This is a genomic window from Pseudomonas sp. FP818 (genome assembly GCF_030687335.1).
Taxonomy (GTDB): domain Bacteria; phylum Pseudomonadota; class Gammaproteobacteria; order Pseudomonadales; family Pseudomonadaceae; genus Aquipseudomonas; species Aquipseudomonas shahriarae.
In genome coordinates, this window is the sequence record NZ_CP117427.1 from 1074873 (window position 1) to 1100865 (window position 25993).

A 25993-nucleotide genomic window follows, 5' to 3' on the forward strand; every position below is an offset into this window, starting at 1 on the left:
GGGCGGTCGAGAGGCGGAAACAATGCTTCATGCGACCCCAGGTGCCGGCAGCCTTTCAACTATCCGCACCAAATGGAATTGGTCTGTAACAAGGCCTTTGACCAACGAAATCGAATAAGAATTCACCGCCAGACCTGGACGTGTCGATCAGCGCATGAAGCGCCGGGCAGGCCCTTATTCAATCGAAGAGAAATGCCAACCCTTGGCAGGGTGAAGTGTTGGCGATCAAAACCCAACTGCATTGCGCAAGCTGCTTTAGAGGTCGTGAGATGAGTAAAAACAGGTACACCCGATTACTAGGCATAGTGCCGCTTTTCGGCATGTTATTGCTGGGAGGCTGCAACTGGACGCTGCTCGACCCTGTGGGTCAGGTCGGCGTAGAGCAACGTAACCTGATCATCACGGCCACCTTGCTGATGCTGTTGGTCGTGGTGCCGGTGATCGTGATGACCTTCGCGTTCGCCTGGAAATACCGCGCGTCCAACACCAAGGCGACCTACGCGCCGAAGTGGTCGCACTCCACCAAGATTGAAATCGCGGTGTGGCTGGTACCTGTACTGATCATTATCGCCCTGGGTTACATCACCTATAAGTCGACCCACGAGCTGGACCCTTACCGTCCGCTGGAATCCGACGTGCCGCCAATCACTATCGAAGTGGTCGCGCTGGACTGGAAGTGGCTGTTCATCTATCCCGAGCAAGGGATCGCCACCGTCAACAAGATCGTGTTCCCGGCCAACACCCCGATCAACTTCAAAGTGACCTCGGATGCGGTGATGAACTCGTTCTTCATCCCGGGCCTGGGTGGCCAGATCTACGCGATGGCGGGCATGCAGACCAAGCTGCACCTGATTGCCAACCAGAACGCCGAGCTCGACGGTATCTCCGCCAACTACAGTGGCGCGGGCTTTACCGGCATGAAATTCAAAGCAATCGCCACCACCCAGGAAGACTTCAACGCCTGGGTACAAGAAGCCAAGAGCTCACCAAAACAGCTTGAAAAAGCTGAATACGAAGCCCTTGCCAAGCCAAGCCAGAACAACCCTGTAGAGCTGTACTCCTCGTACACGCCGGACCTGTTTCAGAAAATCATCGACAAGTATGAAGGGATGAAACCAGGCAAGCCGGTCAAGCACGAGAAGAAAGAAGTGGCTGCTGTGGAAGGGACGGACGCAAATTCGCATTCAGCTGCCGGGGCAGAGGAGTAAACGATGTTTGGTAAATTAAGTTGGGAAGCGGTCCCATTCCACGAGCCGATCGTGATGGTGACCATCGCCATGATCGCGCTGGGTGGTCTGGCACTGTTTGCGGCAATCACCTACTTCAAGAAGTGGACCTACCTGTGGACCGAGTGGCTGACGTCGGTCGACCACAAGAAAATCGGCGTGATGTACATCATCGTCGCCATGGTCATGCTGCTGCGTGGTTTTGCCGACGCCATCATGATGCGTACCCAGTTGGCCATGGCCACCGAGGGTTCGCCTGGCTACCTGCCGCCTGAACACTATGACCAGATCTTCACCGCCCACGGTGTGATCATGATCATCTTCATGGCGATGCCTTTCTTCACCGGCCTGATGAACCTGGCAGTGCCGCTGCAGATCGGTGCGCGTGACGTTGCGTTCCCGTTCCTCAACTCCCTGAGCTTCTGGCTGCTGGTTTCCGGCGTGGTGCTGATCAACCTGTCCCTGGGCGTCGGCGAATTCGCCAAGACCGGTTGGGTTGCCTATCCGCCGTTGTCGGGGCTGCAATACAGTCCGGGCGTGGGGATGGATTACTACATCTGGGCGCTACAGCTATCCGGGTTAGGTACGACGCTGACGGGGGTCAACTTCCTGGCCACCGTGCTGAAAATGCGTACCCCAGGCATGAAACTGATGGACATGCCGATCTTCACCTGGACCTGCACCTGGGCCAACGTTCTGATCGTGGCTTCGTTCCCGATCCTGACCGCTACCCTGGCACTGTTGACGCTTGACCGTTACATGGATTTCCACATTTTCACCAATGAACTTGGTGGCAATCCAATGATGTACGTGAACCTGTTCTGGGCATGGGGTCACCCTGAGGTGTACATCCTGATCCTGCCAGCGTTCGGTATCTTCTCCGAAGTGATCTCGACCTTTACCGGCAAGCGCCTGTTCGGTCACCACTCGATGGTCTACGCCTCGGGCGCGATCTCCGTACTGGGCTTCATGGTCTGGCTGCACCACTTCTTCACCATGGGTTCGGGGGCCAGCGTCAACGCCTTCTTCGGCCTGGCGACGATGCTGATTTCGATCCCTACGGGGGTGAAGCTATTCAACTGGCTGTTCACCATCTACCACGGCCGCCTGCGCTTCACCAGCCAGGTTCTGTGGACCCTGGGCTTCATGGTGACGTTCGCCATCGGCGGCATGACCGGCGTACTGCTGGCCATCCCGGGTGCTGACTTCGTGCTGCACAACAGCCTGTTCGTGATCGCGCACTTCCACAACGTGATCATCGGTGGTGCGGTATTCGGCTACATCGCTGGTTTCAGCTTCTACTTCCCGAAAGCGTTCGGCTTCAAGCTGCACGAAGGCTGGGGCAAGGCTGCGTTCTGGTTCTGGATCACCGGCTTCTTCGTCGCGTTCATGCCGCTCTATGCACTGGGCTTCATGGGCATGACCCGTCGTCTGAACGCCACTACCAACCCTGAGTGGGTGCCGTACCTGTACGTCGCCATGTTCGGTGCGGTGATGATCGCTGTCGGCATCGCCTGCCAGCTGATCCAGCTGTACGTGAGTATCCGTGACCGCAAGCAAAACGCCTGCGACTCCGGCGACCCATGGAATGCACACACCCTGGAATGGTCGACCTCGTCGCCACCGCCGTTCTACAACTTCGCTGTACTGCCGAAGGCCGAGACCATCGACCCGTTCACCGAAGCCAAGGAAAACGGTACTGCGTACCAGCGACCTGTGCGCTACGAACCGATCCACATGCCGAACAACACCGCCACTGGCGTGGTGATGGGCGCGCTGTTGACGGTCTTCGGTTTCGCGATGATCTGGCACATCTGGTGGCTGGCCATCGCTAGCCTGGCTGGCACCGTGATCTACTTCGTGATCCACGCGGCGCGTGATGATCAAGGCTACATGGTGCCGGTCGACGTGATCGAGCGCATCGAAGCCGAGCAGCACGCTCGCCTGGTAGCCGAGAAGAAGATTCCGGCCAACCGTGTTGAAACCTCGTTGGAACAGGCTTAAACCATGTCGAACTTAGTGACCAATGCTGGACACGCCCATGTCGATGACCATGGGCACGATGACCATCACCACGACTCGGGCGAGATGACCGTATACGGTTTCTGGCTCTACCTGATGACCGACTGCATCCTGTTTGCGTCGATCTTCGCGGTGTACGCGGTACTGGTAAACAACGTAGCGGGTGGCCCGTCGGGCCACGACATCTTCGAACTGAATTACGTGCTGGGCGAAACCGCCTTGCTGCTGTTCAGTTCGATCACCTACGGCTTCGCCATGCTGGCGTTCTTCCGTGGCAACAAGGCAGGCGTGCTCAAGTGGCTGGGCCTGACCTTCCTGCTCGGCCTTGGCTTTATCGCCATGGAGATCAACGAGTTCCACCTGCTGATCTCCGAAGGCTACGGCCCTAGCCGTTCCGGCTTCCTGTCGGCGTTCTTCACCCTGGTCGGTACCCACGGTCTGCACGTAACCGCCGGTCTGATCTGGATGGCGATCATGATGTACCAGGTCAACAAGCATGGCCTGACGTCGACCAACAAGACCCGCCTGAGCTGCCTGAGCCTGTTCTGGCACTTCCTGGACGTGGTCTGGATCTGCGTCTTCACCGTTGTCTACTTGATGGGGACTCTGTAATGGCTAATGCACACTCCCATGACAGCCATGATGCGAGCCACGGCAGCGTAAAGTCTTACGCTATCGGCTTCATCCTGTCGGTGATCCTGACGATCATCCCATTCGGCCTGGTGATGTACCCAACCTTGCCGAAGGCCACGACACTGGCCATCGTGCTGTTGTTCGCGGTGATCCAGGTGGTTGTCCACCTGTATTACTTCCTGCACCTGGATCGCTCCCAGGCCCAGCGCAACAACGTGATTGCGTTTGTGTTCACGGCCATTGTGATCCTGCTGCTGGTTGGCCTGTCGTTGTGGATCATGTTCAGCATCCACACCTACATGATGGCGAAGTGAGGTAAGACCCGATGTCGCTTAAGCACTTTATCCAAATCACCAAACCGGGGATCATTTTCGGTAACGTGCTTTCTGTGGCAGGCGGTTTCTTCCTGGCCTCCAAGGGGCATGTCGATCTGGCCATCTTCCTGGCGGCAATGATCGGCACTTCCCTTGTTGTGGCGTCCGGTTGCGTGTTCAACAACTGCATCGACCGTGACATCGATATCAAGATGGAGCGCACCAAGAATCGCGTGCTGGTCCAGGGCCTTATCTCCCTGAAACTGGCACTGATCTTCGCGACCGTCCTCGGTGTTGCCGGCGTGGCATTGCTGTACACGGTGGCCAATCCGCTGGCGGCGTTGTTTGCCGTGATCGGTTTTGTCATCTACGTCGGCCTCTACAGCCTGTACCTCAAGCGCAAGTCGGTTCACGGCACGCTGGTGGGCAGCCTGTCGGGGGCGATGCCGCCGGTGATTGGTTATGTGGCTGTGACCAATAGCTTCGACATGGCTGCGCTGGTGCTGCTGGTGATGTTCAGCCTGTGGCAGATGCCGCACTCCTACGCCATTGCGATCTTCCGTTTCAACGACTACCTGGCGGCTTCGATTCCGGTATTGCCGGTCAAGCGTGGCATCCAGGTGGCGAAGAAACACATCCTGCTGTACATCCTGGCCTTCCTTGTGGCGACCTTGATGTTGACCTTCAGTGGGTATGCCGGCATGAGCTACCTCGCCGTCGCCGCGGCCATGGGCATGTACTGGTTGTACATGGCCTGGACCGGCTACAAGGCGGTGGATGACACTGTCTGGGCGCGTAAGTTGTTTGTCTTCTCGATCTTCACCATTACGGCTTTGAGCGTGATGATGTCCCTGGATTTCCAGGTGCCGAAAGAGTTGTTGCTGACTTACGCCCACTGAGTTGGGATGTCATGAAAAGCCCCGCCTTTGAGAGAAGAGCGGGGCTTTTTTGTGGGGGTGGTTTGGTATGGGTACATATCCATTTCTGCGGTAAGGGCGGAACCAATAGCCGCCATTACAAAAAACGGATATGTACTCAATCAAGACCTATTGCTGAGCAATGCTATACCCATCAAACGCCGTCTGCTGTTGCAGCGCCGTCACAATACTCTTGCGCGTCAAAGGCTGCTCGGCACCGGAGTTATCCACAAAGCTTTCACTCTCAAGCTCCGCCTCATCCCCTTCACCCACAAAACTAAAGCCCAAAAACTCCAGCGCCTCGCGGTCAACATTGAGCTTGGAGCGCGGCGTGCGCATCGGCAGGGTCACGCTGATCCCGTCCTTGCTGATCACAAACACCTCAACTTCCTTCTTCGCCCGCGCAGCCTTGCCCTTGCCGACGCTCGGGTTGCTGATGGCCTGGTGGGTCTGGTTCAACACCTTGAGCGCCAGGCCATACACCAGTTCCTGGAACTCGGGGTCGTCCTTGAAGCTGGAAAGGATTCGGCTGATCGAAAACTTGCTGCTCAGGTCTTCCAGGGCTGCGTTGTCGGCGGCTTCGGCGTCTTTGAGCTGCTTGAGCTGGCCCATCAGGTCATAGGCCTGGTCATCGTCAAAGGCATCGTGGGCCTGGCGGATGGCGACGCGCAATTCGCGGATCTGGTCGCTTTCCTTGGAGGTGTGGAACGCGTCCAGCACCATTTCACTGATGTTCTTGGCCGCTGGCACATGCTGTGAAAGATTGATGGCGTTTTCGTATTCAGCTTTGGACTGCAAAGTGACTACGGATTCTTCAGTACGGGAATCTGACATTGAAATTTCACTACTTCTGTAAGCGGGGAGACGGGAAAAACGTCGGGCATTTTCAAGGGCCGGGGTAGCAAGGTCAAGGCGGCACTCTGCCTTCATCGTCATCCGCGCTTACAGTTCCTGCATCTCCTGCAATTGCGCCTCCAGCGTTTCCCGCAGCCCGCTATCCCGTCGGGCGATAAACACCAGTTGCGCCGAGTCCTGCGCGTGCTCGCCGCTGGCCAGGCTGAACTGGCTGCGGTTGCCCACATGTTGCAACCAGAAGGGTTGCTCATTGCCCTGTAAATGCACCAGGCCTTTAAGGCGGAACAAGTCCTTGGGCAGTTGCCCCAGCCAATCGCGCAGGGCTTTGGCCGGCAGGGCCTGGGTGGCTTGCCAGGTCCAGCTTTCGAACAGTTCGTGGTGCGGCGTCGGCACGGGAGTGAAGCCGTTGCGCGGGGTGCGCTCGCCCAGCAGCAGGGCATCGGGGATCTGCGCCTGCACGGTGCTGATCACGCGTGTGCGGGCACCGATAGTTGCGCGCAGGCTTTGCAGTTCGGCGGCGCTGACCAGGTCGGCCTTGTTCAGCAACACCAGGTCGGCACAGGCCACCTGAGCCCGGGACAAGCGTGCGAACTCACCCTCCAGGGCGCCATAGCCGCTGGCGTCCACCAGGGTGATCACCGTATCCAGATGCAGGTGCGCCTTGAGCTGTGGATAACCCAGGGTTTGCACAATGCGTTGCGGGTCGGACACACCGCTGCACTCGATGACGATACGGTCCAGGCGGGGGCGCAGTTGGCTCAGGCTCACCAGCTGCGCCAGCAGGTCCTCTTGCACAGTGCAGCAGATGCAGCCGTTCTGCAGGCTGAACACGGCGTCGGTGACTTCGGCGATGATCGCCGCATCGATGTTCAGCTCGCCGAAGTCATTGACGATCACCGCCATGCGCCCATGTTGCGGCTGCTGGGCGATGCGGTTGAGCAGGGTGGTCTTGCCTGCGCCGAGAAAGCCCGAAACTACCGTGACTGCAATGCTCTCGCTATTCATTCGATCACCGGCGGCAGGCCTTGCCACACGGCTTGCAGCGCCGTGCCTTCAAAGGTGTTGAGGCGGTCGTACACCGGCCGACCATCGACCAGGGTCAGCAGCACCTGGGTCTGGTGGATGTAGTTGCGCGCCGGCTGGGCGAACAGGTCGCGGTCGATCACGATCAGGTCGGCGCACTTACCCACCTCCAGGCTGCCGGTGGAGTGCTCCAGGCCCATGGCGTGGGCGCCGTTGAGGGTCGCCACTTGCAGTGCCTGTTCCAGGGTGATCGGCTCGCCGAAGCAGTCCGGTTCCTGGTTCCAGGGGTTCTGCCGGGTGACCATGGTTTCCAGGGCCAGCCACGGGTCAATCGAGGCCACCGGCCAGTCGGTGCCCATTACCGCCAGGCCGCCTTCGGCCAGCACACCTTTGAAGTCGTAGATGCGCTTGAGGCGCTCGGCGCCATAACCGGAGCGGGCGCCGCTGGCAAACGGCGTCGGGTACCAGGCCGCCGGGGAGAATTCGGCGATCACATTCAGCGCCTTGAAGCGCTTGAGGTTGCCCGGATGCAGCAACGTGCTGTGGGCGCATTGGTGACGAATGCCGCTGTCACCGTTGACCCGCCGCGCTTCGGCGACCGCATCAAGGAATACATCGGAAGCGCCGTCGCCGGTGCAGTGAGCGATCACCCGCAGGCCACGGCGGTCCATGTCCACCACCATGTCGGTGATATGTTCCGGGGTCAGGTTGAGCTTGCCGCGCCAGGTGGAGTCGGCCGCCCAGGGGGTCATCAGGTACGAAGACTTGGGCTCCACGGTGCCGTCGAAGTGGAATTTCACCGCGTTGGCGTTCAGCCGCGCGCTGCGATAGTAGTGACGCTCGCCGCCGAGCAGTTCCCAGCGCCGGCGCACCGGGAAGATATCGTCCTGCCAACTGATCGCGGCTTCCACGCGCAGGCTCAATTCGCCCGCATCGTCCAGCTCCTTGAGGGCGTCCAGACGCCGCTCGCAGACGTGAACATACTTGGTCGCGGTAACGCCACGCGAGCTCTGGAAATGCACGCCGTCGCGATAGGCCCGGCGCAGCACCGCCACCGGGGTCGGCGGCATGGCCGCGTGGATCAGCGCGTAGGCACCGTCGATCATCAATCCGTTGGGTTCGCCGCTGAGTTCGTCGCGCTCCATATAGCCGTTGCGCGGGTCGGCGGTGTGGCGGTCGATGCCGGCCAGTTTCAAGGCGCAGGAGTTGACCATCATGGTCCCCCACATACGGTCCAGCAGCGCCACCGGGCGGTCCGGCATGATGCTGTCGAGCCATTCGCGCCCTGGGGTCAGCCCGGCTTCGCGGAAGGTGTAGCGCACCCAGTATTGGCCGTAGATCCAGCCATCGCCGGGGTGGGCATCGGCGTAGGCGTGGATCGCCGCCGCCAGTTGTTCGGGGGTGGGATCTTCGATGCCCACATCCAGGTCATCGCTGTAGCGTGGCGCCAGGGCGAGGTCGGGATGGGTGTGCATATCGTGCAGGCCGGGCATGCAGAATGCGCCCAGCAGGTCATGTTGGCGGGTCTGCGGGCCGATCAGGTGTTGCAGGTCGGCGAATGTACCGACTGCGATAAAACGTCCCCCGCGAATCGCCACCGCGTCGGCCCACGGCTGGGCCGGGTCGAGGGTGTAGAAGCGGCCGTGGTGCAGCACCAGGTCAGCGTGCTCGCCGACAACGGAGTGGGTGGAAGTGAATTGGTCGGAAGCGGTCACGGGGGAAACCTCAATATTCAGAAGCGGCGACGATCAAAGGGTGGGAGCTGGCTTGCCTGCGATGGCATCACCGCGTTGTGCCTGTGGGACCGAGTTGCCCGCATCGCGAGCACGCTCGCTCCCACATAAAGCTCAGCGGTTGGCGCGCAGGCCCTCGACAAACCCGGCAATCCGCTGGCAAGCGTCTTTGAGGGTGTCGTCGGCGACGGTAAAGGAGATGCGCACAAAGCCTTCGGCACTGGCGCCAAACGCCTGGGCATCGAGCACCGACACCCCGGTGGCGCGGAACAGCTGCCAGGCAAAGTCCATGCTCGACAGCCCGGTGCGGCGCACGTCCACCAGCATAAACATGCCGGCCTGTGGCACCCGGCAATCAAGGTCGGCGATGCCACCCAGGCCGGCCACCACCAGGTCGCGCCGGCGGCGATACACCGTGCGCGCGTCGCTCACCACCTCATCATCCAGCTCCAGGGCCTTGATCGCCGCTTCCTGGATAAACCCGGGCAAGCCATAGAGCATGCACAGCAGCAGGTTATCCAGGTGGCCGACCAACGCGGTCGGCGCCACCACCCAGCCCACGCGCCAGCCGGTCATGGCGTGGGTTTTCGACAGGCTGTTGAGCACCACGGTGCGCTCGGCCATGCCTGGCAGCGAGGCAATGCTCAGGTGCGGCTGGTCGTAAGTGATCTGGCCGTAGACCTCATCGGAAATTACCCACAGGTCGTGCTCACGGGCGACTTCGGCCACCCACTCCAGCTCTTCACGGCTGTAGACGTTCCCGGTGGGGTTGCACGGCGTGGCCAGGGCAATGCCCCGGGTCTTGGCGGTAATGGCTTTTTCCAGGGCCGCGCGGGTCAGGCGAAAGCCGTTGGCTGCCGGTTGCTCGATGGTCGCGATGCGCGCACCGGAAGCGTGGATGCACGCCTCATAGGTCAGGTACATCGGCTCCGGCACCAGCACTTCGTCGCCATGGCTGAACAGGCACAGCGAGGTGGCGAACAGGCCGTTTTGCGCACCCGCCACCAGGGCCACGTTATCGGCGTGTACGGCGATACCTTGCAGACGGCTTTGCTTGGCCGCAATCGCCTCGCGCAGGGCCGGTCGGCCGAGGACATGGGTGTAGTGAGTGTCGCCGGCGCGCAGGGCATCGACGGCGGTTTCGCAAATGGCACTGGTGGTGGCGAAGTCGGGATCGCCGACGCTCAACACAATCACATCTTCGCCACGGCCACGGGCTTCGACGGCCGCGTAGTGAATATCCCAGGCGCTGACGGACTCGCCACTAATGCGCTCGACAAACGGTGAATAACGCATCCTTGTTCTCCTAAAATTGATTCAAGCCTGGCGCTGCGGGACTTTGCCCCAGCGCGAGAAGACGTGTTCGATCACGAACGCCAGGACAATGTAGATCACCGCCACGGCCAACAGTGGCTCATACACCCGCAGCGTCTGCGCCCGCACCAGGTTGGCGGCGCCGAGCAGGTCGGTGACGGCCACGGTGGAGGCCAGCGCGGTCGCCTTGAGCAGCAACACGGTTTCGCCCACCAGGGTCGGCTTCACCAGCTCCAGGGCCCGTGGCAACCAGACTCGGCGCAGCACCATCAGGCGTTTCATGCCAAACGCCCGCGCCGCTTCCAGCTCGCCCCGTGGTACTGCACGCAGGGCGCCGCGCAGCACCTCGCCGACATACGCACCGACACACAGAATCAGGGCCAGGGCCACGTACCAGAAGCCTTCACGCAAATACGGCCAGAGGAAGCTGCCGCGAATCAGCGGGTAGCTGGCAAACACGCTGCCCACGCCGTAATACAGGATGTAGATCTGCACCAGCAGCGGCGTGCCTCGGAACACCGCGGTATAGGCGCGTAACGGCCCACTGATCAGCGGGTTGGACGACAAGCGCCCCAAGGCCACCAGCACCGCCAGCAAAAAGCCAAACACCCCGGACAGGGCCAGCAACTTCAGGGTGATACCCAGGCCGTGCAGCAGCTCGTTGCCAAAACTGTTGATCCATGAAAAGTCCATCGGCTGCGCTCCTTAGTGCTGCGGCATCCAGCGGTTGATCCGTCGCTCGAACACCCGGAAGGCGCCGTTGGAAATCAGGGTGATGATGAAATACACCGCCGCCACCGCCAGGTAGAACACCAGGTAATGCTTGGTGGAGCCGGCCGCCTGTTTGCCCACCGAGAGCAACTCGCTGTAGCCGACGATGCTGATCAGCGCGCTGTCCTTGACCAGCACCAGCCACAGGTTCGACAGGCCGGCCATGGCAAACGGCAACATGCTCGGCAGCAACACCCGGCGCACCAGCAGCCAGCGCTCGATGCCAAAGGCCCGCGCCGCCTCCAGCTGGCCGACGGGAATGGCCTGGATCGCGCCGCGAATGATCTCCGCGGAGTACGCGCCCTGAACGATGCCCAGCACCAGCACGGCGGCGATAAAACCGTTGACCGTCACGCTGTCGCGGCCCATGGCGGCCATCGCCATATTCAGCAGGTCGGTGCCGGCGTAATACAGCAGTAAAATCAGCAGCAGCTCCGGCACCGCGCGGTACAGCGTGGTGTACAGGTTGGCCAGGCGCACCATCCAGCGTGGGCCCTTGAGCTTGATCATGGCCACCAGCAAACCGATGCCCAGGCCCAGCACAAAAGCCCCGGCGGAAATCTGCAAGGTCACCACCGCGCCCTGGAGCAGCGCGTTGAGCCAGCCGTCGGCGACGAACAACTGGGTGAGTTCGGACAAAGAAATCATGGCGCGTTCCGTTGGACGTTATTGCGCGGAAATATCGACGCTGAAATAGCGGCTGCGAATTTTGTCGTAGGTGCCGTCGGCCTTGATTGCCGCCAGCGCGGTGTTGAGCTGCTCGCGCAGGCGGTCGTCACCCTTGCGCACGGCGGCACCGATACCGGAACCGAACAACGGGTCTTTGGGCGCCAGGCCCTTGTCAGCCAGGCCACTGCCGGCATTGGACTTGAGCATCGGCTCGATGGTCAGCGCGTCGGCCAGCATCACGTCGATGCGCCCGCTTTGCAGGTCGGCGGTCATGTCGTCCTGGGTGTTGTAGTAGCGCAGGGTCGAGCCCTTGGCGTAGTAGGCCTTGAGGTAGGTGGCGTTGGAGGTCGAGCCCTGCACACCAATCAACTTGCCCTTGAGACCTTCGGGGGTGGTGACCAGGTCCAGGCTTTTGTCGGCGACCCACATGGCCGGGGTCTGGTAGTAGGGGGCGGTAAAGGCGATGACCTTTTCGCGCTCTTCGGTGATGCTCAGGGAGTTGAGGATCACGTCGATCTGGCTCGATTGCAGCGCCGGGATCAAACCGTCCCAGGACACTTCCTTGAGCGGGCATTGGGCTTGCAGGCGTTCGCACAGGGCCTTGATCAGGTCCGGTTCGAAACCGCTCCAGGCGCCATTGCCGGCTTTTTCGGAGAACGGCGGGTAGGGTTCCAGGGCGATGCCGAACACTATTTTTTCGGCGGCCACTGCACTGTGGGAAAGCACGGCGAGCACGCAGCCGGCGGCGAGGGATTTCAGAGAGTTATGCATGGCTTGACCCTTTCGAAGTTATTGTTTTGAAGGATGGAAGCGGCAGTTCAAACGCGATTGTCCTGGGCCATGACGAACTGGCGGCAACGCTCGCTGGTGGGGTTCTGGAAGACTTGCTGGGGCGTGCCTTCTTCTTCAACCAATCCCTGGTGCAAAAACATGACCTTGCTCGATACATCCCGGGCAAACGCCATTTCGTGGGTGACGAGGATCATGGTGCGGCCTTCTTCGGCGATGCCCTGGATCACCTTCAGCACTTCGCCGACCAACTCCGGGTCGAGGGCCGAGGTGGGTTCATCCATCAGCAATACGCGCGGGCGCATGGCCAGGGCGCGGGCGATGGCCACGCGCTGTTGCTGACCACCGGAGAGGAAGGCCGGGAAGGTATCGCGCTTGCTCGCCAGGCCGACTTTTTCCAGCAGGTGCTCGGCGTGGGCGATGGCGTCCTTGCGGTCTTCACCCAGCACATACACCGGTGCTTCGATGACATTTTCCAGCACGGTGCGGTGGGGCCACAGGTTGAAGCTCTGGAACACCATGCCCAGTTGCGTGCGCAGGCGTGCCACCTGGTCGGGATCGGCGATCAGCGGGTTGCCGGCGCGGTCCTTTTTCAGGCGCACTTCTTCGCCATTGATGCGCAGGCTGCCGCTGCACGGGATCTCCAGCAGGTTGATGCAACGCAGCAGGGTGCTTTTGCCCGAACCGCTGGAGCCGATCAGCGACACCACATCGCCTTCGTTGGCGCGCAGGGAAATGCCTTTGAGAACATGGTGCGCGGCATAGCTCTTGTGCAGAGCATCAATGGCGACCACCGGGGTGACTGGGTTCAAGGGTTATCCCTCTTTATTTTTGTAGATGAGGCAGTTTTCTGCAGGAGCCGGCTCCTGCGCAAAGCTGCACAGGCATGCAGTGATGAGGATCGAGAATAGCCACTGGCCACATGAGGTCAATCGAGCATTTTTCGCTCGATATTGAAATTTAATTCAACTGTCCCGTTCGCCGGTGGCTATGTCTGACGGCTGATTCCGGCTATGGTGCGGGTATCTTCGAGCAGGTGAACATCCATGCGTTACCCCTCCATGACCGCCTTGCGGGCGCTGGACGCGGTGGCCCGGCTGGGCAGCGTGTCCGAGGCAGCCGCCGAGCTGAACCTCACCCCCAGCGCCATCAGCCACCAGATCAAGAGCCTGGAACAGACCCTGGGGTTTGCCCTGACCGAGCGCACCGGGCGCAACATCCGCATCACCTGGCAGGGCGAGCGCTATGCCCGGGATATCCATGGGCTGCTGGCCAATATCCTTGAAGCCGGGCAGCGTTTCGATGGCCAGCAGGTCAGCGGGCGCCTGTGTATCAGCAGCCCGGCGGGGTTTGCCACCTATTGGCTGTGCACCCATATCGCCGACTTCCAGGCACTTTATCCACAGGTCGAACTGCACCTGATATCACCGCGCACCCCGGACGACACCAGCGACCACGGCGCCGACCTGTTTATCGCCTACGGCATGGGCGACTGGCCTAACCAGCATGTGCAGAAAATCGTCTCGCTGCGTTATTTCCCGGTGTGCAGCCCGCGCCTGGTCAACACCATGGGCGGCCTGAAGAACCCGGAACACCTGGCCGGCGCACCGCTGCTGCATATGATCGACTACTCCGACTGGCGCGTATGGCTGGCCGCCGCCGGGGCGCCGAATGTGGATGTGCAGCGTGGCATCGTGTTTGCCGATGCGCACTTTGTGCAGTCGGCGTGCATCGCCGGCCAGGGCATCGCCATGGGCGACAACCTGATCAGCGGCGAGGCCCTGGCCAGGGGCTTGCTGGTGCGGCCGTTCGAGACCGAGATCGAATCCAACCGTGGCTATTACCTGGTGGCCGATCACCAGAAAGTCGAGCGCCCGGTGGTGCAGGCGTTTAGCGAGTGGGTGAAGTCGCAGCTGGGTGGCGGGCTGTAGTGCGCGGCAATCCGTGAATTTTTTTTGCCAATGGCCGGCAAATTTTTTGCTTGTCCGCCCTCGGAGCGCCCCCTAAGGTCCGACCAATCGACACAGAACAATAAGAAGGAAATGAGCAATGACCACCTGTGCCCAGTCCCTGGTTCGCCTGCTGGAAGGTTATGGGGTAGATACCGTGTTCGGCATCCCCGGTGTGCACACCGTCGAGCTCTATCGCGGCCTGCATGGCAGCCGTCTGCGGCATGTCAGCCCGCGCCATGAGCAGGGCGCCGGGTTTATGGCCGACGGCTACGCCCGCGCCAGTGGCAAGCCGGGCGTGTGTTTCATCATTACCGGCCCCGGCATGACCAATATTCTGACGGCCATGGGCCAGGCCTATGCCGACTCGGTGCCGATGCTGGTGATTTCCACCACCAACCGCCGCGAACATCTGCGCCTGGGCCACGGGCATCTGCACGAGCTGCCGGACCAGCGGGCGATGGTCGCCGGTGTGTGTGCCTTCAGCCATACCCTGCAATCACCGGAGCAATTGCCGGAACTGCTGGCCCGCGCCTTCGCCGTGTTCAAGTGCGCGCGCCCGCGCCCGGTACATCTGGAAATCCCCCTGGATGTGCTGGAGATGCCGGCCATCGACCTCAACCTGATGCCCCGCAGCCTGCCCGGCGCCCCGGCTCCGGCGCCGGCCTCGCTGCGGGCGGCGGTGAGCCTGCTCAATGAAGCGCGGCGGCCGCTGATCCTCGCCGGCGGCGGCGCCCGTGATTGCGCTGAGGTGTTGCAGCAACTGGCCGAACGCCTGCAAGCGCCGGTGGCCCTGACCACCAATGCCCGTGGCCTGCTGCCCATGGGTCACCCGCTGTTGCTGGATGGTGTGCAGTCGTCCAGGCATGGCCGCTCGTTGTTTGACGAGGCCGATGTGATCCTCGCCGTGGGCACTGAATTGGGAGAAACCGACTACGACTTCTTCGGCCTTGGCCCACTGAAATTCAAGGCACCGCTGATCCGCCTGGATATCGACCCGATGCAAGTCATGGGCGTGCAACGCGCCCATGTCGGGCTGGTGGGCGATGCCCGCGAAGGCTTGCAGGCGTTGCTGGCTGCGGTCAGCCCGCCAGCGCCGAGCGGGCGTTGGGCACAGGACAGCGTGCAGCGCGTCAACCGTCTGGAACGCGAGAACTGGAACGCCAAGCAACAGGGGCTGCAAGGCTTGCTGGACCTGCTGCGCGACAGCCTGGTCGACCCGCTGATCGTTGGCGATTCGACCCAGCCGGTGTACCAGGGCGCGGTGGGCTACCAAGCGCCGGCGGCCAACAGTTGGTTCAACGCCGGCACCGGCTACGGCACCCTCGGCTACGGATTGCCAGCGGCCATTGGTGCCAAGCTGGCCAAGCCTGAACGGCCAGTGGTGGCACTGGTCGGCGATGGCGGCCTGCAGTTTGCCAGCAACGAACTGATCGCGGCCCGCGAGGCCGGCATCGGTGTGATCCTGGTGGTGTGGAACAACCAGTGCTACGGCGAGATCCGGGACTATATGCAGGCCCGGGAAATCGCGCCGCTGGGGGTGGATATCCTGACCCCGGACTTTGCCGCGATGGCCCGCAGCTGCCACGTCGCCTATCACACGGCCGACACGCCACAGGCCTTGCACGGGTTGTTGCAAACCCTGGTCGACAGCCGTCAACCGGTGATGATCGAGCTCGACGCCGCGCACTACCTGCAAAACGCCTGAACCGCCCTCGGCCTGATCCATATCAACGGGCTCCCCTCGAAAATCCGCTACAACAAACCGGGGCTTACAAAGCCCCGGTTGTCCGCCTGATGACCTCATAAAAACGCAGACAAACCTGTACCCAGGGGCCAACCCCCAGGCCAGGTTATTAAAGGAATAATGCGATGGCCCTTTCTCTGTCACGTTTGGCCTGGATGGGGGCGACGCTGTGTCTTGCGCTTCCCCTGCACGCCAACGAACCCGCCAAACCCGATACCGAACTGATTGCCCAGGGCAAATACGTTGCCCAACTGGGTGACTGCATCGCCTGCCACACCGCCAAGCAAGGCCCCGAGATGGCGGGTGGCCTGGAGCTGAGCACGCCCATGGGCATCATCTACTCCAGCAACATTACCCCGGACCGCGAGACCGGGATTGGTGCCTATACCTTCGAACAGTTCGACCGTGTGATGCGCGAAGGCGTGACGCCGGCGGGTATGAACCTGTACCCGGCGATGCCGTATCCGTCCTACGCGAAGATGAGCGAAGAGGACATGCGTGCCTTGTTCGCCTACCTGATGCACGCCGTCGAGCCGGTGAAACAGGCCAACCTCGAAGCCGACATGGGCTTCCCGTTCAACCAGCGCTGGGGCCTGGCGTTGTGGAATTTCATGTTCCTCGACAAGCAACCGTTCCAGCCCGACCCGGCCCGGGATGCCGTGCTCAACCGGGGCGCCTATCTGGTCCAGGGCCTCGGCCACTGTGGCTCGTGCCACACCCCGCGCGGTATCGCCTTCCAGGAAAAAGCCATGAGCGACGCCGGCAGCAGCGGCGAGCATTACCTGGGCGGGGAAACCGTCGAGCATTGGCGCGCCTTGAGCCTGCGCAACCTATGGACGGTGCAAGACACCGTGCAACTGCTCAAGACCGGGCAGAACCGCTTTGCCACGGTATCGGGCAACATGGTGGACGTGATCCGGCACAGCACCCAGCACTTCACGGATGCTGACCTGACGGCCATTGCTACCTATCTCAAATCCCTGCCACCGGGCAAGGATGACCTGCCGATGCCGGCCGTCGCCAAAGGCCCGGCCGAACTGCCCAAGGACTTGTTCACCAGCCGTGGCGGCCTGGGCTATATGCAGTTCTGCAGCGATTGCCACCGCAGCGATGGCGCGGGCGTGAAGGGCCTGTTCCCGGCATTGGCCGGCAACACCGGCGTGGTTGCCAGCAACCCGACCTCGTTGCTGCACATCACCCTGACCGGTTGGGAAACCGCCGAGACCGCCGCCCATCCACGGGTCTACACCATGCCGGGCTTTGCCAGGCTTGCGAACAACGAAGTGGCGGAAATCCTCACCTTTGTGCGCACACGCTGGGGCAACGAAGGCACGCCGATCAGCACCGCCCAGGTGAAGAAAATGCGTGACCAACTCAACCCGGTGAGCACCGACTCCTCGGCGTTCGAGACGCCGCGCCTGGCCAACCTGCTGGCAGCATCCAATGCCGATCAAGTGGTCCGCGGCATGCGCCTGCACCTGCAGACCAAGGAACTGCTGCCAGACAATGTCGGCAACGCGCTGAACTGCACCAGTTGCCATCTCAACGCTGGCACCGTGGCGGATGGCTCGCCGTTTGTGGGCGTATCGGCCTTCTTCCCCAGCTACGCCCCACGTGCCGGCAAGGTGGTGAGCCTGGAGGAGCGCATCAACGGCTGCTTCCGCCGCTCGATGAACGGCAAGCCAATACAGCCTCAATCGGCGGATATGCAGGCGATGGTGGCGTACTTCGACTGGATGAAAAACAACACCAAGCCCGAGGATAAAGTCCCTGGCCGTGGTGTCGGCAAGATCGACCCGGCCATCAAGCCCGACCTGGCCAATGGCGAGCAGGTCTACGCCAAGCAATGCGCGGTGTGCCACGGCAGCGACGGCGAGGGCCTGGCCCGTGCCGACGGCAGCCTGGTGTACCCACCGTTGTGGGGCGACCAGTCCTTCAACATCGGCGCTGGCATGGCCCGCACCTACACGGCGGCCGCGTTCGTCAAACGCAATATGCCGATCGGCTTCCACGAGAAATTCCCGTTGGGCCAGGGCGGCTTGTCGGACCAGGAAGCGGTAGACGTTGCCGCCTACTTCTCGCAAAAACCACGCCCGGACTTCCCGGACAAGGTGAAGGACTGGCCGAACGGCGGTAAGCCGGTGGACGCGCGTTACTGACCTCAACCCTGTAGGGGCCGACTTGTCGGCTCCTACAGCGCCAGCCTGAATTCCCGGCTCATCCGATCCTGTTCTTGACGAGATACGTCCATGGCGTTGGCCAATGTCGGCCATTGGCGATCCGCAGGTGGCCGTCGCATTGGACGTGCGCCGCCCAATGTTCTGCCTGGAGCAATCAGTATCCGTTGCCAATCGCCACCTTTGGCGGCGATATGGGCTATGTCCTGTCCCAAACCCAGTACCTGCAGCACAGACAGGCCGAGGGTGACAGCCGCATCGCCTCGCTCCAGAGCCCGCTGGGTCATCTGCGACATGCCGGCGCGTCGAGCTGTGCCAGGCATTTCTCCAGAATATCCAAGCCTTCCTCCAACACCGCCGGCTCGATGGTCAGCGGGGCCAGTAAGCGGATGATATGCCGGGCCTTGCCGCTGGGCATCAGCAGCAATCCTGCGTCGCGGGCCAGGTTCAGCAGTTGTTGGAGTTGGGCGCTGGCTGGGCTGCCGTCGGGGTTGACCAACTCGATACCGCGCATGGCGCCGACGCCGGTCAGGCGGCCGAGGTAGGGCGAGATTTTTTTCGCCTGCCAGGCGGCATGGCGCCCGCAGATCGCGGCTTCCTGTTGTTCGCCCCAGGCTTGCAGGTGTTCGTCGCTCATCACATCCAGGGTGGCCAGGGCGGCCGCGCAGGCGATCGGGTTGCCGGAATAGGTGCCGCCCAGGCCGCCTTTGGGCAGGTTGTCCAGCAAGGCCTTGCGTCCGACCACGGCGCCCAGGGGCACGCCGCCGGCGATGCTTTTGCCCAGCAGGATCAGGTCGGGTTCGATGCCCAGGCGTGAGAAGGCGAAACGCTGGCCAGTGCGGCCAAAGCCGGATTGGATTTCGTCGGCGATCAACAGAATGCCGTGTTCATCGCACAGGCGCCGCAGGGCTCTGGCGAAGGGAATGTCGAGGGCCAGGAAACCGGCTTCGCCCTGCACCGGTTCGAGGATGAAACAGGCCACGTCGGCGATGTCGATTTCGACGCTGAACAGGCGCTCCATGGCTTTGAGTGCATCGTCTGTGGTCACGCCATTGTCTGCGCTGGGGTAGGGCAGGTGATAAACCGGGCCGGGTAGCACGCCGACTTTTTGCTTGTAGGGCGCCACCTTGCCGTTGAGGTTGAGGGTGGCCAGGGTGCGCCCGTGGAAGCCGCCGTCAAAAGCAATCACGGCGGTGCGGCCGGTGGCGCCACGGACGATCTTCAGCGCGTTCTCGGCGGCTTCGGCGCCGCTGTTGGTCAGCATGCCGCTGACCGGGTAAGCCACCGGGATAAAGGCGCTGAGGCGCTCCATCAACTGGATATAGGGCGCGTGCGGCGCGGCATTGAAGGCGTAATGGGTGAGCCGGGTAGCCTGCTCGCGAATCGCCTCGACCACAGTCGGGTGGCAATGGCCGAGGTTGAGCACGCCAATGCCGCCGACAAAGTCGATATAGCGCTTGCCCTCGGTGTCCCAGACTTCGGCGTTGCGCCCGTGGCTCAGGCAGATGGGATGGACGATGGAAATCGACTGGCTGATGGTTTCGTGGCTCATGGATCACGGGCTCGCAAAGGGGCGGTTTGCGCCTATCTAAGCCGCGAGCGCGGTGGCCCGGCAAACGAAATAAAGTCGCCGGGTCATTCGCAAAAATCGGGATGTGGCAATGGCTTTGCGGTGGGAGTGGGCTTGCCCGCGATGGTGGTGTATCAGTCAGCAGATGGGTTGGTTGATTTGGTTGTTGGGGATGTGTACATATCCGTTGCTGCGGTCACGGCCACTTAGGGTTCCGCCCTTACGGCGGCTCACTTTTGGAAGAGCGCCAAAGTAAGCAAAGCGCTCTTGCCCCACCACTCGGTGCCTCGCCTAGGCTCGGCATGCCCGCAGTCAGGCATTGCTCCGTGGGCCCGCCGCGATCGGCCATCCCTGGCCGTGTCGCGGCTACCCCGGCATCCATGCCGGGGTGCCCACTGCGCAATACCTGCCTGCGGCCATCGTGGTTTAACGGGGCGCCTGAGATCAAGATCAAAAGCCAGATCAAAAGCAGAGCAACAGCAACAGCAAAGCCGGGGCGTGAAGCTGCATTCCCCCCCTGTGGGAGCTGGCTTGTCGGGTCGCCGCATCGCTGCGATGGCGGTGTATCAGCCAATACATTTATCGACTGAGACACCGTCATCGCAGGCAAGCCAGCTCCCACAGGGGTACGCGCACGCTTCGACGATCAGGTCGGCTCTAAGGCCGCCTCGCTTTGCTTGTGATTTTGATCTTAGGCGCCCCGTTAAACCACGCTGGCCGTCATCCGACATTGATTTGGGGGGTAACCCGGCAGGACGCCGGGTTAGCCGCGCTGGGCCATGGATGGCCCATCGCGGCGGCCCCCCAAATCAATGTCGGATGACGGGCACACCGAGCCTAGGCGAGGTGCCGAGTGGTGGGGCAAGAGCCCTTTTGGTTACTTTTGGGGCTCTTTTCCAAAAGTGACCCGCTGTAAGAGCGGAACCAATAGCCGCCGTTACCGAAGCAACGGATATGTACACATACCCAGAAGAGAGTGTGTAGATACCTATGCCGCGATGGGGGAGCATCAGGCAGCCCATCAGTTGACTGATACACCACCATCGCAGGCAAGCCCGCCCCCACAGTGAGAGTGGGTGTACTCCACCATCCACTGCAAAAACGCCTTCACCTTGGGAATCTCCCCAGCATGCTCGGCATGGGCGATAAAGTGCGCGCCACTGCTGGGCATCGCATAGTCCCATGGCACCACCAGGCTGCCCTGGGCCAATTCGTCAGCCACCAGGTAGTGCGGCACCAGTGCCACGCCGTAACCCGATTGCGCCGCGCGTATGCACATGTAGAACGTGTCGAAGCGCGGCCCGTGGTAGCTGTTCTGTGAATGCAGGCCCTGTTCCAGGAACCACTCGTGCCAGGCCTCGGGCCGGGAGGTGCATTGCAGCAAGGTGTGTTGCGATGAAGCGTCGCTGCCCTGGGCGACAAACCCCGGTGCGCACACCGGCACTACCGCTTCGCGAAACAGCTCAATGCAGGTGGCCCCCGGCCATGACCCCTGGCCGAAGAAGAACGCGATATCGGCCTTGGCCTGCAGCACGTCGAAGGGTTCGAGCTCGTTGCGCACATCCAGGTGGATATTCGGATGACGGGCGGCAAAGTCCTTGAGCTTGGGCACCAGCCAGCGGTCGCCGAAGGTCGGTTGGGTGGCGATGCGCAGCACCTCGGTTTCACCACCGTAGGTGAGGATATAGCGACTGGAGATATCCACCTGGGTCAGGATCTTGTGCACTTCTGCCAGGTACAGCGAGCCCGCCGGCGACAGGTACAGACGCTGGCGCACGCGTTCGAAGAGCTTGTGGCAGAGCATTTCCTCCAGTTGCGCCACTTGCTTGCTCACCGCACTTTGGGTCAGGTGCAGTTCTTCGGCGGCACGGGTGAAGCTCAGGTGCCGGGCAGCGGCTTCGAAGCATTGCAGGGCAGTCATCGAAGGGGTCAAGCGTTTTGAGATCATGGGAGTTCATTCCAAACAGGAAGGAGCCTTTGCCTAAACGTCATTTGTGACCCAGGTGTAAAGCCGTTGATACTGACCGGCAACACTATAAATAAACTGGCCCGGGTTTGCGGCGCCAAATAATAAAATCCAACACGGAGAGCCTTGCATGCAGCATCTGAAATCCACCCTGGCAGCACTCACCGCCGCCACTGTCCTGGGCCTGGCCGGCACCGCTCACGCAGGCGCGACCCTGGACGCGATCCAGAAAAAGGGCTTTATCCAATGTGGGGTCAGCGACGGCTTGCCAGGCTTCGGCGTGCCGGACGCCCAGGGCAAGATGACCGGCATCGACGTTGATGTGTGCCATGCCGTTGCCGCCGCCGTGTTTGGCGATGCCTCGAAGGTTAAATTCACCCAACTGACCGCCAAGGAGCGCTTCACTGCGTTGCAATCCGGGGAAATCGACGTGATCTCGCGCAATACCACCTGGACCAGCTCACGGGATTCCGGAATGGGCCTGGTGTTTACCGGCGTGACCTATTACGACGGTATCGGGTTTCTGGTGAATACCAAGCTGGGAGTGGCCCACGCCAAGGAGCTGGATGGCGCGACCATCTGCATCCAGGCCGGCACCACCACCGAGTTGAACGTCTCGGATTACTTCCGTGCCAATGGCATGAAATACACCCCGATCACCTTCGACACCGCCGATGAAAGTGCCAAGGGCCTGGAAGCCGGCCGTTGCGACGTGCTGACCACCGACCAGTCGGGCCTGTACGCCCAGCGGATCAAGATGGCGCACCCGGATGAGTTTATCGTGCTGCCGGAAGTGATCTCCAAGGAACCCCTGGGCCCGCTGGTGCGCAAGGGTGATGACGACTGGTTCAGCATCGTCAAGTGGACGCTGTTTGCCATGCTCAATGCCGAGGAAATGGGCATCACCTCGAAGAACGTCGAGGAACAGGCCAAGACCACCAAGAACCCCGACATCGCCCGCCTGCTGGGGGCCGATGGGGAGTACGGCAAGGATTTGAAGCTGCGCAAGGACTGGGTGGTGCAGATCGTCAAGCAAGTAGGCAACTATGGCGAGGTGTTCGAGCGCAACATTGGCCAGGGCAGCGTGCTGAAGATCCCGCGCGGCCTCAATGCGCTGTGGAACAACGGCGGCATCCAGTACGCGCCGCCGGTGCGCTAACGGTTATTGCGAAACCCGGTCCTTGCCCGCGGCCTTGGACCGGTACAGCGCCTGGTCCGCCCGGGCCATCAGGTCGGCGGGTGATTCGCCATCGAGGCGCTGTACCACCCCCAGGCTCAGGGTCACGTTGAAATCGCCCATGGGAGGCAGGTCGAGCACCGCCCGGCGAATGCGCTCGGCCAGTATCCGGGCGGTTTCCACGGTGCTCTTGGGCATAATCAGCATAAACTCGTCGCCCCCCCAACGTGCCAGCAGGTCGCCCTGACGCACGCAATGCTCCAGGCATTCGACTACCCGCAGCAGGGTGGCATCGCCCACGGCGTGTCCATGCTGGTCGTTGATCGACTTGAAGTCATCGACATCCATGGCAATCACCGCCAGCGGCAGACGAAACCGCTGAGCGCGCGCGCACTCTTCGAGCAGGGCTTTTTCCAGGCGATAGCGGTTGGCGATGCGGGTCAAGGTATCGCGCTCGGCCAGGGAGCGGTTTTCCTCGAGCTGTAACTGCAGTTGCTGGTTGACCCGCGACAGTTCGCGGGTGCGTTCAGCCACCAGCGCTTCAAGGGATTGGTTGCGCCGCTCAAGCTGTTCCAGGGAGCGTTTGCGCTCATGAATGCTGCGGTGGGCGCCGACCATGCGCGACACCGAGCCATCGGCATTGCGGGCAATGATGTAGCCACGGTCTTCGATCCACAGCCAGGTACCGTCTTTTTTTCGACAGCGGTATTCGGCTTGATAGTGAGGGGTGCGGCTATTGATGTAGTCATCGAAGACTTTCATCACATGGGGGTAATCGTCGGGGTGGATCACGCTTTCCCAGGTGAAGACGGTGTTTTCCAGGGAATGGTGATCGTAACCGAGCATTTCGTACCAGCCGGGGTTGCGATAGACAAACCCGGTGTTGGCATTCCAGTCCCAGATTCCATCGCTGACCAGTTCCATGATGGCATGGACCAGGTCGGCGTTGACGTCGAAAAGCTCACTGTTCAACGGATCCAAATCGGATGTATCGCCCATCTGCGCGCTCCCTGCGAGGATGCCGGCTCATTGTGGCCAGTCAGGTGTTAACGCCGATACTCCGTGGCTGGGCGTACTGTACAGCGAGGTTTGCCTGGGTAAAATTGTGGCTAAACGCCATTATTGTTGATGGCCAAGCTAGAGCGGTTCCACCATGCGGGTAGGAGCCGAGCCGTTGGCGTTGTGCTGGTAAATCGCCTCCGGCTGCCCTTGCTCATTGAAAAACACCTGGCCGATGCCGGCACTGTTCCACAGACGCTCTCCCGCTTCGGCATGTTCCGGGATATACGGCACCACTTGCATGCGCCGGCGCCGGGTCAGCCAGTTCAGGGGCGAGCGTGGTGAGTAGAGCCAGCGGTTGAGGCGGTCGAACCATTCCAGCAGGCGCGGCGGGAATTGGTTCTTGATGCCGCTGCTGGTGATCTGCCAGATATTCGGCCCGCCGTTGCGATGGCGGATCAGCACCTGGTAGACGAACGAGTAGTGCACATCCCCCGACAGAATCACGTAGTTACCTGGGGTGCGCGAGTGGCGGAAGATATTCAGGATCACCTGCGCGGCGCCACGGTGGGCCATCCAGTTTTCGGCATCGACCAACAGTGGGTAACCGCACCAACTGAAGACTTTCTGTACCGTCTCGATCAGCTTGACGCCGAAGATCGGCGCGGGCGACACGATGATTGCCGAAGGGTGGTCGAGCAGTTCTTGTTGCAGCTCACTCAAGGCTTCCCAGTCCAGCAGGCCGGACGGTTGCTTGAGGGTGAATTCACTGCGCCAGCGACGCGTACGGGTGTCGATGACCACCAGCGCCGGGGTTGTGGGCAGCACGTAATGCCACTGTTGAAACTGCAGGAGTTCTTCGAGCAATTGGTCCTGGGCGGGCGCGGGTAAATGGTTGTCGTGCTGCTGGGCCGTCGCGCTCAGGGCCAGGGTTTTTTCCACAAGCGCGGCGAAGGCATCGGGGTTGTTGCCCCAGCCCTGGCAGAGCATATAGGCGAGCAAGGCGTTGCCGATGATGCGTTTGGAGAACGGATGGCCATAGGCGGTCTGTTCCCACTGGGCGCTGAGGTTCCAGTCATCGGTGATGTCGTGATCATCGAAAATCATCAGGCACGGCACATGGGCGAACACCCGGGCCACACCGCCCAGACCGTCGCGAAACTTATCCACAGGCACCTGTTCGCGGGCGTAGCGCGCCCGTTCCTCGGCAGTGAGCCGAGTGGGCGGCTGTGTGGCGATCAGGGTCCAGGGGGTGGGCGACCAGACCAGCAGGTACATGGCCATGACTTCAGCGAAGGTCACCAGGTGGTTGTCGGCGGTGCTGCTGGTGAAGATCGGCTTTTTCACCCCGCCAAAAAAGCGTTCGCGCAGGGTCTCGTTGCTCTCCAGGGCCGGCAACAGATCGGCGCGATGGTAATAGCTGGCAGGGTGGTCGTAGAGCTTGGCACTGTCGTCCACCACGGCGCCATCGAGGCGCTCATCGAACAGGCCCAGGCGCGCAATCAGCCCATGGATGGCGCGCAGCATCGGCCCGGCCACATCGTCGGCGTACACCTGGTCGCCACTCATCATCAACAACGCCGGGCGCTGGGCCAGGCTGCGGTCGGCGGCCAACAGGCGATCAGCGCAGAGCAGGCCCTCGTCGGCGTAATGGTGGGGTTTGCGGCAAGAGCCGTGCAGCAACTGGCGGATACGGCTGTGCAGGATGAAGTCCGGGGCCTGGGCGCCTGGGTACAACAGATGCGGGGCCCATTGGGCGATGCCGGCGCCACCCTCGATCAGCAGGTCATAACGGATGGGCACGTCCTGGGGCAGCGGCGTGGCCAGCGACACATCAATCAGGTGGATAAACGCCGCGCGGCCCACGGCAATGACCTGGCAGCGTGTGGCGTCGAGGTCGATATCCAGGGACTGTTCGCCCTCGTCCTGACTGAACTGCAACCGCAAGGTCAATGCCAGCGCGCGACTGCCCACCAGCCACAACACCAGGCGACCCGGCTCCAGGCGACGCAATAGGGGGCCGGCGAGGACGGCGGGCAATGTGTCGGGTTGCAGCATGAAAACACGGCTCTTCGTGCGGGATTGGACTGGCTAGGTTAACGCAGTGGATGTCGGTGTTTTGTCAAAGCAGGCTTGTTGTGG

Annotated in this window: 22 protein-coding genes and 1 pseudogene; 9 read left to right on the top strand and 14 right to left on the bottom strand. The window is 61.6% G+C overall.

What is annotated here, in order from left to right; all coding sequences use genetic code 11:
• Positions 1-27: 27 nt before the first annotated feature.
• Positions 28-242 (bottom strand): annotated as a pseudogene (locus PSH80_RS27275) (hypothetical protein).
• Between the two features lie 27 nt (positions 243-269).
• Between PSH80_RS27275 and cyoA the strand changes: the two are divergent.
• Genes cyoA through cyoE form a run of 5 tightly spaced genes read left to right on the top strand, consistent with a single transcriptional unit; the run spans position 270 to position 5094 of the window.
• Positions 270-1208, top strand: coding sequence for a ubiquinol oxidase subunit II (gene cyoA, locus PSH80_RS04755; protein ID WP_029300208.1), 939 nt, complete (start codon positions 270-272; stop codon positions 1206-1208).
• A gap of 3 nt (positions 1209-1211) precedes the next feature.
• Entirely contained in the window at positions 1212-3230 is a 2019-nt protein-coding gene (cyoB, locus tag PSH80_RS04760) for a cytochrome o ubiquinol oxidase subunit I (protein ID WP_057444528.1), read from the top strand.
• Between the two features lie 3 nt (positions 3231-3233).
• Complete coding sequence (cyoC, locus tag PSH80_RS04765) at positions 3234-3860, top strand: cytochrome o ubiquinol oxidase subunit III (protein ID WP_038446230.1); 627 nt, start codon at positions 3234-3236, stop codon at positions 3858-3860.
• Positions 3860-4195, top strand: a complete 336-nt coding sequence (gene cyoD / locus PSH80_RS04770) for a cytochrome o ubiquinol oxidase subunit IV (protein ID WP_029300215.1) — start codon at positions 3860-3862, stop codon at positions 4193-4195. The genes cyoC and cyoD overlap by 1 nt, the downstream gene beginning before the upstream one ends.
• 11 nt (positions 4196-4206) lie before the next feature.
• On the top strand, positions 4207-5094 hold the full coding sequence (gene cyoE, locus PSH80_RS04775; protein WP_029300217.1) for a heme o synthase: 888 nt from the start codon (positions 4207-4209) through the stop codon (positions 5092-5094).
• Between the two features lie 147 nt (positions 5095-5241).
• On the opposite strand, the gene PSH80_RS04780 is transcribed toward cyoE, so the two are convergent.
• From PSH80_RS04780 to PSH80_RS04815, 8 genes are all read right to left on the bottom strand, one after another.
• Positions 5242-5946 carry a hypothetical protein gene (locus PSH80_RS04780; RefSeq protein WP_198830811.1) on the bottom strand — a complete coding sequence of 235 codons (705 nt, stop codon included), beginning with the start codon at positions 5944-5946 and terminating at the stop codon, positions 5242-5244.
• Positions 5947-6054: 108 nt separating this feature from the next.
• Positions 6055-6972 carry a GTP-binding protein gene (locus tag PSH80_RS04785; protein ID WP_057960594.1) on the bottom strand — a complete coding sequence of 306 codons (918 nt, stop codon included), beginning with the start codon at positions 6970-6972 and terminating at the stop codon, positions 6055-6057.
• Positions 6969-8705, bottom strand: coding sequence for an amidohydrolase (locus PSH80_RS04790; RefSeq protein ID WP_120731706.1), 1737 nt, complete (start codon positions 8703-8705; stop codon positions 6969-6971). The genes PSH80_RS04785 and PSH80_RS04790 overlap by 4 nt, the downstream gene beginning before the upstream one ends.
• Positions 8706-8837: 132 nt before the next feature.
• Positions 8838-10019: a pyridoxal phosphate-dependent aminotransferase gene (locus PSH80_RS04795; protein WP_057437874.1), complete on the bottom strand. Its 1182-nt coding sequence runs from the start codon at positions 10017-10019 to the stop codon at positions 8838-8840.
• Positions 10020-10040: 21 nt separating this feature from the next.
• Positions 10041-10730 carry an ABC transporter permease gene (locus tag PSH80_RS04800; protein WP_057437876.1) on the bottom strand — a complete coding sequence of 230 codons (690 nt, stop codon included), beginning with the start codon at positions 10728-10730 and terminating at the stop codon, positions 10041-10043.
• A 12-nt stretch (positions 10731-10742) separates the two neighbouring features.
• The gene (locus PSH80_RS04805) at positions 10743-11456 is read right to left on the bottom strand and encodes an ABC transporter permease (RefSeq protein WP_057437878.1); all 714 of its coding nucleotides are present in this window, start codon (positions 11454-11456) and stop codon (positions 10743-10745) included.
• An 18-nt stretch (positions 11457-11474) separates the two neighbouring features.
• Complete coding sequence (locus PSH80_RS04810) at positions 11475-12248, bottom strand: transporter substrate-binding domain-containing protein (RefSeq protein WP_305419397.1); 774 nt, start codon at positions 12246-12248, stop codon at positions 11475-11477.
• Between the two features lie 47 nt (positions 12249-12295).
• The gene (locus PSH80_RS04815; protein ID WP_038446245.1) at positions 12296-13078 is read right to left on the bottom strand and encodes an ABC transporter ATP-binding protein; all 783 of its coding nucleotides are present in this window, start codon (positions 13076-13078) and stop codon (positions 12296-12298) included.
• Between the two features lie 234 nt (positions 13079-13312).
• Between PSH80_RS04815 and PSH80_RS04820 the strand changes: the two genes are divergently transcribed.
• The 3 genes from PSH80_RS04820 to PSH80_RS04830 all read left to right on the top strand — a co-directional run bounded on the left by PSH80_RS04820 (position 13313) and on the right by PSH80_RS04830 (position 18121).
• Positions 13313-14197, top strand: coding sequence for a LysR substrate-binding domain-containing protein (locus PSH80_RS04820; RefSeq protein ID WP_305419399.1), 885 nt, complete (start codon positions 13313-13315; stop codon positions 14195-14197).
• Between the two features lie 118 nt (positions 14198-14315).
• The gene (locus tag PSH80_RS04825) at positions 14316-15923 is read left to right on the top strand and encodes a 5-guanidino-2-oxopentanoate decarboxylase (protein ID WP_305419401.1); all 1608 of its coding nucleotides are present in this window, start codon (positions 14316-14318) and stop codon (positions 15921-15923) included.
• A 164-nt stretch (positions 15924-16087) separates the two neighbouring features.
• On the top strand, positions 16088-18121 hold the full coding sequence (locus tag PSH80_RS04830; RefSeq protein ID WP_057960588.1) for a c-type cytochrome: 2034 nt from the start codon (positions 16088-16090) through the stop codon (positions 18119-18121).
• A gap of 32 nt (positions 18122-18153) precedes the next feature.
• Here PSH80_RS04830 and PSH80_RS04835 read toward each other — a convergent pair whose 3' ends face one another.
• From PSH80_RS04835 to PSH80_RS04845, 3 genes are all read right to left on the bottom strand, one after another.
• The gene (locus PSH80_RS04835) at positions 18154-18435 is read right to left on the bottom strand and encodes a hypothetical protein (RefSeq protein WP_057960587.1); all 282 of its coding nucleotides are present in this window, start codon (positions 18433-18435) and stop codon (positions 18154-18156) included.
• Entirely contained in the window at positions 18423-19691 is a 1269-nt protein-coding gene (locus PSH80_RS04840) for an aspartate aminotransferase family protein (RefSeq protein ID WP_186626328.1), read from the bottom strand. The genes PSH80_RS04835 and PSH80_RS04840 overlap by 13 nt, the downstream gene beginning before the upstream one ends.
• A 1039-nt stretch (positions 19692-20730) precedes the next feature.
• Complete coding sequence (locus PSH80_RS04845) at positions 20731-21657, bottom strand: LysR substrate-binding domain-containing protein (RefSeq protein ID WP_128593804.1); 927 nt, start codon at positions 21655-21657, stop codon at positions 20731-20733.
• Positions 21658-21805: 148 nt separating this feature from the next.
• Between PSH80_RS04845 and PSH80_RS04850 the strand changes: the two genes are divergently transcribed.
• A complete protein-coding gene (locus PSH80_RS04850; protein WP_057437889.1) occupies positions 21806-22834 on the top strand; it encodes an amino acid ABC transporter substrate-binding protein in 1029 nt (342 codons plus the stop codon).
• A gap of 3 nt (positions 22835-22837) precedes the next feature.
• Here the strand turns inward: PSH80_RS04850 and PSH80_RS04855 are convergent, their stop codons facing one another.
• Both PSH80_RS04855 and PSH80_RS04860 read right to left on the bottom strand, forming a co-directional pair.
• Positions 22838-23851, bottom strand: a complete 1014-nt coding sequence (locus tag PSH80_RS04855; protein WP_120731714.1) for a diguanylate cyclase domain-containing protein — start codon at positions 23849-23851, stop codon at positions 22838-22840.
• A gap of 138 nt (positions 23852-23989) precedes the next feature.
• On the bottom strand, positions 23990-25909 hold the full coding sequence (locus PSH80_RS04860) for an alkaline phosphatase D family protein (protein ID WP_305419407.1): 1920 nt from the start codon (positions 25907-25909) through the stop codon (positions 23990-23992).
• Between the last annotated feature and the right edge of the window lie 84 nt (positions 25910-25993).